We start from the raw sequence: 14,635 nt of genomic DNA, 5'->3' as shown, positions 1-14,635 counted from the left end.
AAGTACGATGCCATTTTTCGATACTCACACCCATTTAGATTATTTACAAGCAGATACAGGCGAACCGCTTGGGGATTTAGTGGCAAACGCCAGCAAAGCTGGAGTAGAAAAAATCTTGATTGTTGGTGTATTAGAAAAATATTTTGAAAATCTCGAAAAAATCACCGCACTTTATCCTAATAACTTGTATTATGGCTTGGGTTTGCATCCACTTTATATTCGTCAACATAGCTATGCAGATTTAGACAAACTAGAGCAGCGATTAATCTCTAGAACAGCAAACTGTCGTGCTGTAGCTGAAATTGGCTTAGAGCGAGCAATCCCAGAGTTATTGACAGATGAACTCTGGAAGAAACAATGTGAATTTCTTGAAACTCAATTGTTTTTTGCGCAACAGTATGATTTACCAGTGAGTTTGCACTCCCGAAAGGCGCACGACCAAATCTTTACATTTCTAAAGCGTGTATCTTTAAAAAAATGTGGTATTATTCACGGCTTTTCTGGCAGCTATGAGCAAGCTAAACGTTTCGTGGAGCTTGGTTATAAGATTGGAGTCGGTGGTACAATTACCTATCTGCGAGCAAATAAAACACGTGAAACAATTCGCCGTTTGCCATTAAATTGTCTTGTGTTAGAAACGGATGCACCAGATATGCCGGTATTTGGTTTTCAAGGGCAGCCTAATCGTCCTGAACGTATAGCCAATGTTTTTCAGCACCTTTGTGAACTGAGAAATGAATCGCCTGAAAAAATCAAACAAATTATTTGGCAAAATAGTGAGTTGTTATTTGCCATTTAACATAATTCTAAGTTAAGGAAAATGCTTATGTTAAAAGCAAGGATGTTAATGATATTGCGTTTTTGCGGGTCACTCATTGAGTGCTCAACTTGGCTTTCTAAAAGTTTTTCTTATACACAATTTTTTGAGCTTGTACGTGGGAATATAAAACTACAAAGAAAAAAGCTAAATTGGGTAAATATTTCTTTGTCTAAGAAAACCAAACAAAATTTAATTTATGGTGGTTTGTTAATTCTGTTAGGAAATATTGTCGCAGTTATCGCATTATTGTATTAACGTATCAAAATTATACTGGTTTCATCAAAGTTTAAATCGATGAATAACTTGATTAGCCGAACCTCGCCAAGCAAGGCCAGGGTCGGCTTTTTCTTGCTCAAATTTCCCATCAATTAACACATCCACATAAGGCAAAATTTGTCGTTGGAATTCATCTAACTCATCTAATTTATATCCGGTCCAAACCCAAATATCTTTATCTGGGCAAAGTGCTTTAATACGTTGCACAAAAGGAAGTAGTACAGCAAGATTTCTGGGGTGTAAAGGATCGCCTCCGGTTAGTGTTAAGCCTTGACGTTTAATACGATTATCCGTTAGATCATTGATAATTTGCTGTTCCATAGCTTCATCAAAAGGCATCCCTGCACTAAATGACCAACTTTTTTTATTATAACAACCTCGACAAGCGTGCGTGCAACCACTTACAAAAAGAGTACATCTTGTACCCTCACCATTAACAATATCAGTGGGGTAGTATTGTATATAATTCATTTCATCAGCCATCCATTTCAACGAAAGTATCTACTTTCTTCTGGCAAAGCAAAAGAAAGTAGAAAACGTTTATAAGTGTTTTATGCGACGTTTCACTTCTTCTTGTTTTCCTGCGTTAAATGGTCGAGCATCTGGACTGCCTAAATAACCGCATACCCGTCGAGTAACAGAGACTTTTTCGCTATCGTGATTACCACATTTCGGGCAAGTGAATCCTTTGCTTGTACACTCAAATTCACCACTGAAACCACATTCATAGCACTCATCAATAGGTGTATTTGTGCCGTAGTAAGGTACTCGTTCATAGCTGTAATCCCAGACGTCTTCCAAGGCTTTTAGGTTATGCTGAATATTGGGATATTCTCCGTAGCAAATAAATCCACCACTAGCAAAAGATGGGTATGGCATTTCGAAATCAATTTTGTCGTATGGATTGACCTTTTTCTCTACATCTAAATGGTAGCTATTGGTGTAGTAACCTTTATCAGTGACATTTTCGATGATGCCAAATTGTTTGGTATCTAAGCGACAGAAACGGTCGCAAAGGTTTTCACTTGGTGTGGAATAAAGGCTGAAAGCATAACCTGTTTCCTGTTTCCAAGCTTGGACGGCTTTGCTAAGGTATTCAACGATAGCAATACCTTTCTTACGTAATATCTCATCATCATAAATATGTGAGTGACCATAAAGAGCATTAATAGTTTCGTGAATGCCAATATAGCCGAGAGAAATAGAAGCTCTTCCATTTTTAAAAATTTGTGCAACATTATCATCAGCTTTCAAACGTACTCCACAAGCGCCCTCCATATACAAAATAGGAGCTACTCTGGCTTTGGTATTTTCTAAACGTGCAATACGGGTCATCAGGGCTTTTTTAGCAATAGCCAGACGTTTATCAAGTAGTTGATAGAATTGTTTTTCATCCCTTTTTGCTTCGATTGCAATTCGAGGAAGGTTAAGGCTGACAACTCCTAAATTATTTCGGCCATCGTGAATTTCTTCAGCGTTTTCACTATATGCACCTAAAAAGCTTCGACAGCCCATCGGTGCCTTGAATGACCCCGTTACTTTAACTACTTGATCATAATTTAAAATGTCTGGATACATACGTTTAGAGGCACATTCAAGCGCAAGTTGTTTGATATCATAATTTGGATCATCTTTGCTTTGGTTAATCCCTTTTTTCAAGGTAAATACGAGTTTAGGAAAAACAGGCGTTTTATGGTTTTTCCCTAATCCACGAATGCGATTACGTAAAATTGAGCGTTGAATGAGACGCTCTTGCCAGCTTGTTCCTAAACCGAAGCCAAAAGTCACAAAAGGTGTTTGACCATTAGAGGTATGTAATGTGTTGACTTCATATTCCAAAGACTGGAATGCATCAAAACACTCTTTTTCAATTAACGCAGCAGCATATTTTTCAGCTTCCGGCACTTGCCACTGTTCTGCAGTTTTAAGGTGTTTTTCGTAGCTTAGTTGAACATAGGGGGCAAGCACTTCATCAATGCGGTTGATTGTCGTACCACCATAAATATGACTAGCTACTTGAGCAATAATTTGTGCGCTGACGGCAGTTGCTGTGGTAATTGATTTAGGTGGCTCAATTTCAGCATTTCCCATTTTAAAACCGTTACTGAGCATTCCTTTAAGATCAACTAACATACAGTTAAACATTGGGAAGAACGGTGCATAATCAAGGTCGTGATAATGTATTTCACCTTTTTCGTGAGCTTCTACTACATCTCTTGGGAGAATATAACGTTTGGCATAGTGCTTAGCAACAATACCAGCGAGTAAATCACGTTGTGTAGGAATAACTTTCGCATCCTTATTCGCATTTTCATTGAGTAGTTCAACATTGCTTTGTTCAATTAATCCTTCAATTTCTTTGGTCAGTTGGCTACGCTTTTCACGAGCAAGATCTCTGTCGTGGCGATATTCAATATAAGCACGTGCAATTTCAGGATACTGTCCAGACATTAGCTGATTTTCAACAATCTTTTGAATATGGCTAATATCAATTTCATTTTGATAACCGGTGAATATTTCATCACTAACACGTTGTCCGATAGTATGACAATAATGTTCATTGTCGATATTTACCGCTTCAGCTGCTTTTTTTACTGCATTAATGATACGTTGTACTTCGAAACTGGCACGTGAACCGTCGCGTTTGATTACAAAGAAAGTTGCCATATTTTTTACCCTATATTTATGTATGACTAGATGACTCGCTGAGTACTATATATAGTTAAAATTATATTTTCAACCACAATATATAGTGTTTTATTGATGTCAGATGTGTATAAAACTAACATTAGTGAGGATTACTAATTGCTTTTATTAAGAAAAATGTCATTGATTTATGAGAATTATTCTCAAATGTTTTTTTGGGAATTGTGATCTAGATCAAATAAATTAGGAAGACAGTGTGTTTGTTTTTTACAAAAAAGACCTAGCTAATGCTAGGTCACAATAGGGAGTAATTTTTTTATTATGAACAATATTATTTTGTTTCTCTTGTTAATAATTTTCCTTGATATTCACCAGTTAAACTTTCTAAGAATGAAGTAATATCTGCTACATCTTGATCTGGCAATGTTTTACCACTTTGATAATGTAACATAATACGTACCGCTTCTTTCAAATCACTTGTGCGTGCATCGTGCATATAAGGGGCTGTTAATGCAATATTACGTAAAGTTGGCACTTTAAATTTGTGCATATCTGCAGGGTCTTGTGTATGTGCAAAACGACCTTGATCTGCATCAGTTAAAGGCGTACCTCTGGCTGCAAAATAATCATCAAATAAGCCCATATATTCGTAAGACTGTCCTCCCATTGCAACACCAACGTGGCAAGTGTCACATTTATGTTGTTCAAATAGCTCATAACCTCGAATTTGTGAAGCTGTTAAGGCTTTTTTATCGCCTTTGAGATAACGGTCAAAGGCACTATTTGGCGTAATTAACGTTTTTTCAAATTCAGCAATTGCATTCGTGATTGTTGCCTCGCTAATTTCAGGATAAACAGCTAAGAATTTTTCTTTGAATGTTTCATCTTGCTCAAATTTTGCAACGATTTCATCCCAAGTTTTTGAGCCCATTTCAATAGGATTAAGCGGTGGTCCCCCTGCTTGTGCTGCTAGATCTTTGGCTCGACCATCCCAGAATTGTGCAGTGTTAAATGCAGCGTTATAAACGGTTGGAGCATTAATTCCACCTTTTAAGCCATCAATACCCACTGAAACATCTAAACCATCAGTTCCACCTACTTGTAATTGGTGACAGGTATGGCATTGAATACTACCATCAGCAGATAAGCGACCATCGTGATAGAGTAGATTTCCTAATTCAACTTTGAGTGGATCTGTTTTGATTTGATCTGGAATTGGCTGAACTAATCGTAAAGGATTTGTTCCTTCTGTATTTTCAGGTAAGAAATGTATTTTACGTTGTTCACGGATCCAATCTAATAGATGTGCTTTCTCTGTTGCATCAGGGCGAGAACCCCAATGAATGTGAATAAACTTAGCAATTGGCATTTCATCGTTAACAAGTACTTGTTCTAACTTCGCAAGACTTACCTCAGAGATCTTACTTGGATCTTTTAAACCTTCAATAATGTCATTCAATAAAAATACACGCATACCTTTTTGAATATCTTCTTCCATTATTTTGTCAACAATAGGGAATTTAGCGTAGAAAGGCAATTCTGTGTTAGAAGTATGACAATATTGACAACCATTATCGTAGAGGATTTTGGCAACTTGGCGAGTTTTATCATCGAAAGAGTGTTGGTTTAGTAGCTTGGCAGATTGCTCTTTATCAAAAATGTGAACATAGCCAACAGTGCCTAAAATGCCTGCGGTTACGATAGCAATTGTGGATAAAAGCAGTTTTTTGATTTTCATAAATAGCTCCCTAATTAATGATATGGTTATATATTAACATTACAAAAAATAGGGAAATTTGATCTAAGTTAAAAAATTTAATTTAAAATATCTATAAAATCAATTTGTATTTCCTATTTCTAAGCTATTTAAGTAAAAAATGGAAAGCTAGATTTAGCTTTCCATCTTAAAAGTGCGGTCGAAATGAGCAAATATTTTATGCTGCGAAAGGATCACGTAAAATCATTGTTTCAACACGATCTGGACCTGTTGACAGAATATCAACGGGTACGCCTGTAACTTCTTCAATACGTTTTACGTAGTTGCGGCAAGCTTCGGGTAATTGATTAACTTGCGTTACACCGAAAGTATTTTCCTTCCAACCTGGCATGGTTTCATAAATTGGTTCAACACCTTCCCAATCTTTTGCAGCAAGTGGTGCGTATTCGACAATTTCACCGTTCGGCATTTTATATGCAACACAGATTTTCACTTCATCGAAGCCATCTAATACGTCAAGTTTTGTCATACAGAAACCTGAAATTGAGTTAAGCTGAATTGCACGACGAATTGCCACAGCATCAAACCAACCACAACGACGTGGTCTGCCAGTTACAGCACCAAATTCATTGCCTTTGTGTGCGATTTCTGCCCCAATGTCATTAAATAATTCAGTGGTGAATGGACCGCCACCAACACGAGTACAATAAGCTTTGATAATACCTAATACGTAATCTAAATTACGAGGGCCAAAACCTGCACCAGTTGCAACACCACCCGCAGTTGTATTTGAACTGGTTACGAATGGATAGGTTCCGTGGTCAATATCTAACATTGTGCCTTGTGCACCTTCGAATAAGATATTGTCACCATTTTTACGTGCTTTATCTAAAATTGTCGTTATATCAGCTACCATCCCTGTAATGATGTCTGCAACACTCATCACATCATCTAACGTTTTTTGGTAGTCAATAGGTTCAGCTTTGTAATAATTAACTAATTGAAAGTTGTAGTATTCTAAGATATTTTTTAATTTTTCTGCAAATGCGTCACGATTGAATAAGTCACCAACACGTAAGCCACGACGAGCAACTTTATCTTCATAAGCTGGACCAATTCCACGACCAGTTGTACCGATTTTGTTTTTGCCTAATGAGGCTTCACGTGCGTGGTCCATTGCAACGTGATATGGAAGGATTAATGGACAAGCTTCAGAAATTAATAAACGTTCACGAACATTGATACCACGACTTTCTAATTCGCCCATTTCTTGCATTAACGCAGCAGGCGAAAGAACAACACCATTACCAATTAAGCAAGTGACATTTTCACGTAAAATGCCTGATGGAATTAAACGAAGTACTGTTTTTTCACCATTAATGATGAGAGTATGACCAGCGTTGTGACCACCTTGATAACGAACAACGTATTTTACGCGATCAGTTAATAAGTCAACAATTTTACCTTTACCTTCATCGCCCCATTGAGCTCCTAAGATAACAACACTTTTTCCCATAGTATTATCCGCCTTACGCTTGATGTATAAATAAAATGAACAGCGGATTAATGTACTATTTTCTGGCTTTAATCTCAATCCATTTATGTTTTTATTTGATAATTGACAAGGATTGTAGAAGTTAAAATGAGAGTGATAACTCCCTATTTTTATCAATGGAAACTAGAATGAGGTAGAGAGATTGAAACGATTTATGATTTTATTTGATATTTTAATAGAAGGGTAAGTTTAAAAAGCCAAAGAGGGATTTTCTCTCTGGCTTTATATTGTGCATTTAACTGGTATGAGATTTATTCAAACAATGCTTTATGTAGCTGGGAGACAACTTCATCGGCTTGTTGGCTTTGTACAAGCATACAAACATTGTTGGTACTTGCACCGTAATTGATGGTACGAATATTATAATTTTCTAATGTATTGAAAATTTGTTTTGCAACGCCGGCAGACGTATGCAAGTTATTACCAATTAATGTGACCAGTGATAAATCTGTATCGATTTTCACCGTACACAATTCGCTTAATTCATTAAGTAATGTTGGTGAAAGTACATCTACAGCAGAGGTGTCTATATTCGTTTTATCTAACGTAAGTGCGATACTTACTTCAGATGTTGTGACGATATCCACAGACATTTTATGTTTTGCTAAGATGGTAAATACCGTTGCTAAAAAACCTTTTGTGTGTCGCATATTTAAGTTTGATAATGTGATTAATACTTGATCGCGACGTAATGCAATGGCTCTAAATAATGGGCGAGGTTGCGGATCAAGAGTCACCCAGGAACCACCATTTTCAGGTGCTTTGCTTGAACCAACATAAACAGGAATGTTACTGCGTACTGCTGGCAATAATGTAGAAGGATGTAGCACTTTCGCACCGAAAGTTGCCATTTCAGCTGCTTCAGAAAAACTCATTGTATCAATGCGCTTTGCATTTGGCACAATTCGAGGATCCGTTGTATAAATGCCAGCAACATCAGTCCAAATTAAGACATCTTGCGCGTGTAATACTTCGGCAAGTAATGCGGCTGAATAGTCACTGCCTCCACGGCCTAGTGTTGTCGTTTGCCCATTCGGGTCACGTCCGATAAACCCTTGTGTAATGACTAGCTCGCCACGTTCAATAAGTGGTTTAAGAAATTTATCACTATTTTCTTGCGTTTTCTCATCATTCGGTATCGCTTGACTAAAATGGCTATTGGTTGCAATGATCTCACGTACATCAACCCAAGTTGCTGATATATTAAGCTCACGTAATACTTCAACAAAAATCAATGATGACATCATTTCGCCTTGGCTAATCAGCTCATCAGTGAGTGCTGCTGAGTTTTCAATTTTCGCTGTTTCAGCTAAAGATTCGATATTTGTTAAAATAGCTTCGATTTGATTTCTAACTAAGCTGTCATCTTGTAATTCTTTCAGAATATTTTCCTGAATTTGGCGAACTTCATTAATTAGTTTTGCTCGTTCAGCTGCTTCACAACCATTGGCTAATGTAACTAGTAAATTCGTTACTCCAGCAGAGGCAGAAAGGACCACAACACGAGTATTTGGGTCATTAATCACAATATGTGCACAAGATTTCATGGCACAATGATTTGCTACGCTAGTGCCCCCAAATTTAGCAACGGAAAGATGAGACATAGAAAACATTCCTTTTTACTTTTTATGATAACTATTTAATGTATAACAAATTGTAATTTTTTAAATATATTTTAATAAATTTTAAATTAATATCATTTAAAAATAATAAAAATCACTTTTTATTAGAGGTTATTTATATGCGAGATGCGTAATCACCTATACAAACCCATTTATATGTGGTTAATGCTTCTAGTCCCATTGGACCACGAGCGTGGAGTTTTTGTGTGCTTACTGCTACTTCAGCACCTAAACCAAATTGTCCACCATCAGTAAATCTTGTACTTGCATTTATATAAACGGCAGCAGAATCCACTTGGGCTACAAACTGCTGAGCAAGTTGTTGTGAGCTAGTTAAGATGCCGTCAGAGTGTTGGCTACCGTATTTACGAATATGTTCAATCGCTTGTGCTAAATCTTCTACAACGACTACATTCAAATCATAAGATAGCCATTCTTGGCGTAATTCTTGTTCTTGCACAGGGCTAACTTCAGCGTGGCAAGCTTGCAGGATAGAAAGTGCGGTCGAATCTGCATGAAATTTTACTTTTTTCGCTCCAAGTTGTTTCGCTAATTTTGGTAGAAATTGCTCGGCAATACTGCGTTGTACTAGCAAGGTTTCTAGCGTATTACAGGTACTTGGTCGCTGTGTTTTCGCATTTTCAATCAGTAGTAATGATTTATCAAAATCAGCACTTTCTTCTACGAATAAATGACATACACCAATCCCACCAACAATTACTGGAATAGTTGAATGTTGTTTGCATAGCTCGTGTAGTCCTGCTCCGCCTCGTGGAATAATCATATCTACATAACGATCTAGTTTGAGCAGTTCCATTACTAATGCTCGGTCAGGGTTATTAACTGCTTGCACTGCGTGTCTTGGCAATCCTGCTTTTTCTAGGGCATGCTGTACCACTTCGACTAAAACTTTGTTGGAGTGCTGTGTTTCTTTGCCACCACGTAGAATCACTGCATTGCCTGTCTTTAAACAAAGGGTTGCTACATCAATTGTCACGTTTGGGCGAGCTTCGTAAATGGTACCTACTACACCGAGAGGAACTCGTACACGTTCAATTTTTAATCCGCTATCTAAGATTCCACCGTCAATTAATTTGCCAATGGGATCCGCTAAAGAGATAACGTGCAGCACATCATTAGCAATAGCATTCAAGCGATCTTCTGTCAGTAATAAACGATCGATAATGGCATCAGATAAACCATTTTGTTTTGCAGTTTCGATATCTTTAGCATTTGCAGCCAAAATAACATCAGATTGTTTTTTTAATTCTTCAGCAATCAGTTGTAATGCTTGATTTTTTTGTTGCTGTGAAAGTTGTGATAAGACAAAAGCTGCTTGCTTAGCTTGTTTTCCCATTGCTTGCAAATTAATACTCATAATCCTGCCTATTTTGTTTTTGTTGGTAGTTTGTCGTTTGCTTTGTTTTTTGGAATTTCTTGCTCTTGGTAGTCAAAGACCGGTAATCCCCATTCGAAATAAATTGCTAATAGACGAGCAATAAATCCGCTTACTAAAGTAATGATAATCACCAGATTTTGCTCTAAATGTAGTTGTTGCAGCCCGATATAAATTGCAGTCGCAATAAACGCAATACTTGCATAAAGTTCTTTTTGGAAAACTAATGGAATCCGATTACAAAGTAGATCACGCAGTACACCACCAAATGCTCCTGTAATAATGGCGGCGATAATCGCAATTGTAAAGCCGTGTCCCATATCTAATGCGATTTGTGCACCGATAATTGAAAAGACAATTAAACCTAGCGCATCAAGCACTAGAAAAATGGTATGAAAATAACGTATAAATTGGCGAATAAGAGGGGCAATAACGACTGTGAGAACGGCGGCAGTGGCAACAATTAAGAAATATTGTGGGTTTTTAACCCAGCCGAGAGGGTAGTGACCAAGTAATACATCTCGTACGGAGCCTCCACCAATCGCTGTCATCGAAGCGATGATTATCACACCAAAAATATCCATTTTTTCCCGCCCAGCAGCAAGCGCACCAGTGATCGCTTCAGCGGTAATGCCAATAATATATAAAACACTTAGTAGCATAAAATTCCATCTCAAAAAGTGCGGTTAATTTTTCGATTATTTTAGAGAGGAATCAATCAAAATGATAGGAAATTTTGACCGCACTTTTGAATTCTTGCATAATTAGCCACCTATTTTCTCTTTTTACTCAGGAAAAATTATGTCTGAAGAAAAACAACCGGTGCTTTTTACTGTCTTTATTTCGGCGTTTCCGATTCTTTTATTACTCGGTGTGGATATTTTTACCTTGTTTTTACAATCTCAACCTAAAGCAATATCGCATCTGGCTTTTGCATTTCTTACCGCACAATTACTTTGTTTGATCGTCTTTTCAAAAGGGCAAATTTGTTCAGGACAACGCTGGCGTTTGAGCAAAGTAAATTTATATTTTGCGATTTTCTGGTTAGTTTGGTTTTTCTTGAGTGTCTTTTCAAATTATCATTTTGTGTTAACAGATTTTGTCTGCATTGCTGGCTTAAGTATGGTGATTGCTACTTGGATTCAACCGCAAGATCCACAATTTAGACGTTCAGTATTGATAATGGCTGCAATGATTGGTGGATTAGGCATCGTTGGTTATCTATTAATATTTATTGATATCTCAGCTTTATATTTTATTCAGTTCAGTGTTTTTGGTCAGAGTTTGACAGGTATTATTTTAGCTAATTTAGCCTTAGTAATTGCCAGAAATCGTTTACAGGGCTTTATTGCATTGTTGCCATTAGGAATGTTAATAATGCTATTTTGTAACTCATTAGCGGCACTATTTGTACTATTTAGTGAATCAAGTTCGGTCAAATTTGCTAATGAATTTGCTTTTATCTTGTATTTTATACTGCACTTATTTATGGCATTTATTTTGGCCGTACATATTTTTAAACGCTGGACGTTGTCTTATATATCGTTAAGCATTTTATTGTTGATTTCAGCCTCATTGCCAGTTTGGAGTAGTTTTGCTTATATTGCTTAACTCAGAATAGGCGTGGAATTGAGTACGCTTTTTTTCTCGTACTTAATTCTTGAAGTAGCAGATATAGAAAAACCGCTTTTGATGAATTCATTAGCGGTTTTTAATATTATCTCAATCCCTTATTTGGGCATTTTTTGAGTACAATTAGATATTTTGATTAATAAAATTTGCTAATTGGTTTTTTGGCAATGCGCCCACTTGTGTTGCAACTGGTTTACCATCTTTAAATAACACTAAAGTTGGGATACTACGTACACCCAATTGCGCTGGTGTTGCCTGGTTTTCATCGATATTGATTTTTACTACTTTTACTTTACCCGAAAATTCCGTTGCAATTTCATCTAAAATTGGTGAAATCATACGGCAAGGACCACACCAAGGCGCCCAAAAATCTAATAATACTGGCACATCTGAATTTACCACATCAGCTGCGAATGTTGCGTCAGTAGAATGTAATACTTCCATTATCTTTTCCTTTTTCTGTTAATTATGTTCTCTATGATAAGAACGATTTTTATAATTTCAAGTGTTGATGATCATATCACAAGCATAATGCAAATCAATCGGTTCAACTATGAAAAACTATTTTAGCTGAGCGAAAGCTTGTAATAAATCAGCTTTAATATCTTTTACATTTTCTAACCCCACAGAAAAACGTAAAAGGCGGTTACAAATGCCTCGAGAAATGCGTTCTTGTTCTGGAATATCCATATGAGTTTGTGTCGCAGGGTAAGTAATAAAACTCTCAGCCCCCCCTAAACTTTCTGCAAATGTAATTAATTTGATCGCTTTTAAAAATGGATTTACCCATTTTTCCTCTTTTAATCGAAAAGAAAGCATTCCTCCTTTATTTGGATAGAGTACATCTTTTACTTGTGGTTGCTCTCGTAAAAATTCAGCTAATGCTTTAGCATTGCTTTCGTGGCGCTCCATACGTAATGCTAATGTTTTCATTCCACGAATAGTTAACCAAGAATCAAATGGCGAGAGAACAGCACCAGCTCCATTTTGAATATAGAATAGACGATCACAAAGTGCGGTGCCTTTTGCTACAATTAATCCAACTAACGCATCATTATGCCCAGCAATATATTTTGTGCCACTGTGAATCACAATATCAGCACCGTGTTCCATTGGTCTAAATAGCACAGGCGTTAAGAAGGTATTATCAACAATTAACAGTAAATTATGTTTTTTAGCAATTTGGGAAATTGCCGCTACATCACATTCTTCCATTAATGGGTTAGAAGGCGTTTCAACAAAAATTGCTTTAGTATTTTGTGTGATTGCAGCTTCAATCGCTTCTAAAGACGCTGTGTTTACATAAACAGGTTTTACACCATTCGTATTTTTATAAGCAAAATCTAGTAAGCGGTAAGTACCACCATAAACATCATTTGATACAATCCACTCATCCGGATTGGTGAATAACGACATTAATAATTGAATTGCTGCCATACCTGAAGCACAAGCAAAACCACGATCACCACCTTCTAATTTAGCAATAGTTTCTTCTAATACAGTACGGGTTGGATTTTTAGTACGAGTGTAGTCATAGCCCGTGCTTTCCCCAATACCGTGGTGACCGTAAGCTGTAGAAAGAAAAATCGGTGTTGAAACTGCACCAGTTCGTTCATCTGTTTTATTGCCTGCTTGGGCTAAAAGTGTATCGATTAAATATTGTTGTGTCATTGTTATAGCCTTATAAAAAATTACTACAGATTCCACCGCACTTTTTTATTTTGATGTCGTTAGTGCGATTTTTTAGAAAAAAGAATTTCTACATTGTTACATAAACTAAATAACGATAAAAACAGATTTTTTTCATAAAAGATAATAGTGTTATTCATAAATATAATGGAAGAAAAATGGCGTATTTTTGGACTTTGATTCTTCTTTTTGAACAATTTGAGCTTTTTTTCATCGAATGAATAAATTTTTTTTCACTAACCGTTGACAGAAATTTATAAATCAGTAGAATGCACCGCACTAACAGCGAATGCGGGAATAGCTCAGTTGGTAGAGCACAACCTTGCCAAGGTTGGGGTCGCGAGTTCGAGCCTCGTTTCCCGCTCCAAGCTAACGGCGTGTTAGCAAAGCGGTTATGCACTGGATTGCAAATCCATGTAGCTCGGTTCGACTCCGGGACACGCCTCCATAACCCCAGCAGTTAGTTTTAATTACATTGTGCGCCCGAGTGGTGAAATCGGTAGACACAAGGGATTTAAAATCCCTCGCTTTTCGAAGCGTGCCAGTTCAAGTCTGGCCTCGGGCACCATTTAAAATAAAACAAATGTTTAAGTCGCAAAATGCGGCTTTTTTTATACCTGCAATTTACCTTCTTTATTTATATACTTCAGATTTTATTGGCGGTTTAGTGCATCATTAATTTGTTAATGATGCATGACTCAGAAATGAATAGAGATTTATGCTGATCACCACTGACATAAGCTGTCAGTGGATTATTAAAAAGCATATTTGATTTTTAGTAGTTAGGTACGATGATTGAGCTGCCATCTTCAAATTCGATGGATCTAGCAATGATTTCTACTTTAATATTTTTATCTGGATCCTTTAAAAGCTTTTGTTGATTGCTTTTAAGTCTCTTTAATAAAATTGTTTCCGATATCATTTGTTTTTTATGCGGCTTTAAGGTCGTTTCAAACAATATTGGTAAATCATGACTATAGAGATAGCTGGAATTCCAAATATAGATACTATTCCAGTGTACTTTCCTAATCGCCTTCTCACTCAAATTATCTATTTGATAAGTCATATTTGCAATTTCGTTATTATATTGATCTTTCTCTATATATCTTTCAGTTGGAGTTATTTTGATAGATTTGTTAAATTGCTCTAATGTAGGAAGATGTTTTTTATTTACAGCATAGCTAGATGACATATCTGTTTTGGGGGTAGGATAATGACCGAAGAAAACTCCAGTTACTGTCAGTAACGACATTATGATAAGTAACTTGTTGATTTTCATGTA

Annotated in this window: 13 protein-coding genes and 3 tRNA genes; 6 read left to right on the top strand and 10 right to left on the bottom strand. The window is 36.6% G+C overall.

The features are described from left to right. The first annotated feature begins 7 nt into the window (after positions 1-7). Together CKV78_RS06310 and CKV78_RS06305 are read left to right on the top strand one after the other, a co-directional pair. Positions 8-799 (top strand): TatD family hydrolase, encoded by a 792-nt coding sequence (locus CKV78_RS06310; RefSeq protein ID WP_005763048.1) that lies wholly within the window; start codon positions 8-10, stop codon positions 797-799. Between the two features lie 27 nt (positions 800-826). Beyond that, entirely contained in the window at positions 827-1,075 is a 249-nt protein-coding gene (locus CKV78_RS06305; RefSeq protein ID WP_032855322.1) for a hypothetical protein, read from the top strand. Between the two features lie 24 nt (positions 1,076-1,099). Here CKV78_RS06305 and nrdG read toward each other — a convergent pair whose 3' ends face one another. The 7 genes from nrdG to CKV78_RS06270 form a co-directional block, all read right to left on the bottom strand. After that, the gene (nrdG, locus tag CKV78_RS06300) at positions 1,100-1,567 is read right to left on the bottom strand and encodes an anaerobic ribonucleoside-triphosphate reductase-activating protein (protein WP_032855463.1); all 468 of its coding nucleotides are present in this window, start codon (positions 1,565-1,567) and stop codon (positions 1,100-1,102) included. Positions 1,568-1,636: 69 nt separating this feature from the next. Then, on the bottom strand, positions 1,637-3,763 hold the full coding sequence (gene nrdD / locus CKV78_RS06295; RefSeq protein WP_005763042.1) for an anaerobic ribonucleoside-triphosphate reductase: 2,127 nt from the start codon (positions 3,761-3,763) through the stop codon (positions 1,637-1,639). A 310-nt stretch (positions 3,764-4,073) separates the two neighbouring features. Continuing rightward, positions 4,074-5,480 (bottom strand): cytochrome-c peroxidase, encoded by a 1,407-nt coding sequence (locus tag CKV78_RS06290; RefSeq protein WP_005763040.1) that lies wholly within the window; start codon positions 5,478-5,480, stop codon positions 4,074-4,076. A 196-nt stretch (positions 5,481-5,676) separates the two neighbouring features. Then, positions 5,677-6,975, bottom strand: coding sequence for an adenylosuccinate synthase (gene purA / locus CKV78_RS06285; RefSeq protein ID WP_005763038.1), 1,299 nt, complete (start codon positions 6,973-6,975; stop codon positions 5,677-5,679). 290 nt (positions 6,976-7,265) lie between these two features. Then, a complete protein-coding gene (lysC, locus tag CKV78_RS06280; protein WP_005763036.1) occupies positions 7,266-8,618 on the bottom strand; it encodes a lysine-sensitive aspartokinase 3 in 1,353 nt (450 codons plus the stop codon). Positions 8,619-8,751: 133 nt separating this feature from the next. Further along, entirely contained in the window at positions 8,752-10,014 is a 1,263-nt protein-coding gene (gene proA / locus CKV78_RS06275) for a glutamate-5-semialdehyde dehydrogenase (RefSeq protein ID WP_005763034.1), read from the bottom strand. Between the two features lie 8 nt (positions 10,015-10,022). Continuing rightward, the gene (locus tag CKV78_RS06270; RefSeq protein WP_005763033.1) at positions 10,023-10,694 is read right to left on the bottom strand and encodes a trimeric intracellular cation channel family protein; all 672 of its coding nucleotides are present in this window, start codon (positions 10,692-10,694) and stop codon (positions 10,023-10,025) included. Positions 10,695-10,833: 139 nt separating this feature from the next. On the opposite strand from CKV78_RS06270, the gene CKV78_RS06265 reads away from it, so the two are divergent. After that, the gene (locus CKV78_RS06265; protein WP_005763032.1) at positions 10,834-11,643 is read left to right on the top strand and encodes a hypothetical protein; all 810 of its coding nucleotides are present in this window, start codon (positions 10,834-10,836) and stop codon (positions 11,641-11,643) included. Between the two features lie 144 nt (positions 11,644-11,787). On the opposite strand, the gene trxA is transcribed toward CKV78_RS06265, so the two are convergent. Then, complete coding sequence (gene trxA, locus CKV78_RS06260) at positions 11,788-12,111, bottom strand: thioredoxin (RefSeq protein WP_032855320.1); 324 nt, start codon at positions 12,109-12,111, stop codon at positions 11,788-11,790. Between the two features lie 114 nt (positions 12,112-12,225). Beyond that, positions 12,226-13,335: a methionine biosynthesis PLP-dependent protein gene (locus CKV78_RS06255; RefSeq protein WP_005763028.1), complete on the bottom strand. Its 1,110-nt coding sequence runs from the start codon at positions 13,333-13,335 to the stop codon at positions 12,226-12,228. Positions 13,336-13,644: 309 nt separating this feature from the next. Between CKV78_RS06255 and CKV78_RS06250 the strand changes: the two genes are divergently transcribed. The 3 genes from CKV78_RS06250 to CKV78_RS06240 all read left to right on the top strand — a co-directional run bounded on the left by CKV78_RS06250 (position 13,645) and on the right by CKV78_RS06240 (position 13,921). Next, positions 13,645-13,720: transfer RNA gene (locus tag CKV78_RS06250), tRNA-Gly, on the top strand. A gap of 7 nt (positions 13,721-13,727) precedes the next feature. Then, a tRNA-Cys gene (locus CKV78_RS06245) sits at positions 13,728-13,801 on the top strand. A gap of 33 nt (positions 13,802-13,834) precedes the next feature. Further along, positions 13,835-13,921: transfer RNA gene (locus CKV78_RS06240), tRNA-Leu, on the top strand. Positions 13,922-14,128: 207 nt separating this feature from the next. On the opposite strand, the gene CKV78_RS06235 is transcribed toward CKV78_RS06240, so the two are convergent. Next, the gene (locus CKV78_RS06235) at positions 14,129-14,632 is read right to left on the bottom strand and encodes a hypothetical protein (RefSeq protein WP_155811613.1); all 504 of its coding nucleotides are present in this window, start codon (positions 14,630-14,632) and stop codon (positions 14,129-14,131) included. Between the last annotated feature and the right edge of the window lie 3 nt (positions 14,633-14,635).

The sequence above is a fragment of the Pasteurella dagmatis genome (assembly GCF_900186835.1).
In the GTDB taxonomy this organism is placed as follows: domain Bacteria; phylum Pseudomonadota; class Gammaproteobacteria; order Enterobacterales; family Pasteurellaceae; genus Pasteurella; species Pasteurella dagmatis.
The sequence above is the reverse complement of the archived record's forward strand: the minus strand, read 5'-3'. Positions and strand labels throughout refer to the sequence as shown.

Coding starts and splice junctions, on each gene's coding strand:
- CKV78_RS06270 (WP_005763033.1), bottom strand. CDS start 10,694: ATGCTACTAAGTGTTTTATATATTATTGGCATTACCGCTGAAGCGATC.
- CKV78_RS06235 (WP_155811613.1), bottom strand. CDS start 14,632: ATGAAAATCAACAAGTTACTTATCATAATGTCGTTACTGACAGTAACT.
- nrdG (WP_032855463.1), bottom strand. CDS start 1,567: ATGAATTATATACAATACTACCCCACTGATATTGTTAATGGTGAGGGT.
- CKV78_RS06290 (WP_005763040.1), bottom strand. CDS start 5,480: ATGAAAATCAAAAAACTGCTTTTATCCACAATTGCTATCGTAACCGCA.
- lysC (WP_005763036.1), bottom strand. CDS start 8,618: ATGTCTCATCTTTCCGTTGCTAAATTTGGGGGCACTAGCGTAGCAAAT.
- CKV78_RS06265 (WP_005763032.1), top strand. CDS start 10,834: ATGTCTGAAGAAAAACAACCGGTGCTTTTTACTGTCTTTATTTCGGCG.
- purA (WP_005763038.1), bottom strand. CDS start 6,975: ATGGGAAAAAGTGTTGTTATCTTAGGAGCTCAATGGGGCGATGAAGGT.
- CKV78_RS06310 (WP_005763048.1), top strand. CDS start 8: ATGCCATTTTTCGATACTCACACCCATTTAGATTATTTACAAGCAGAT.
- proA (WP_005763034.1), bottom strand. CDS start 10,014: ATGAGTATTAATTTGCAAGCAATGGGAAAACAAGCTAAGCAAGCAGCT.
- nrdD (WP_005763042.1), bottom strand. CDS start 3,763: ATGGCAACTTTCTTTGTAATCAAACGCGACGGTTCACGTGCCAGTTTC.
- CKV78_RS06305 (WP_032855322.1), top strand. CDS start 827: ATGTTAAAAGCAAGGATGTTAATGATATTGCGTTTTTGCGGGTCACTC.
- CKV78_RS06255 (WP_005763028.1), bottom strand. CDS start 13,335: ATGACACAACAATATTTAATCGATACACTTTTAGCCCAAGCAGGCAAT.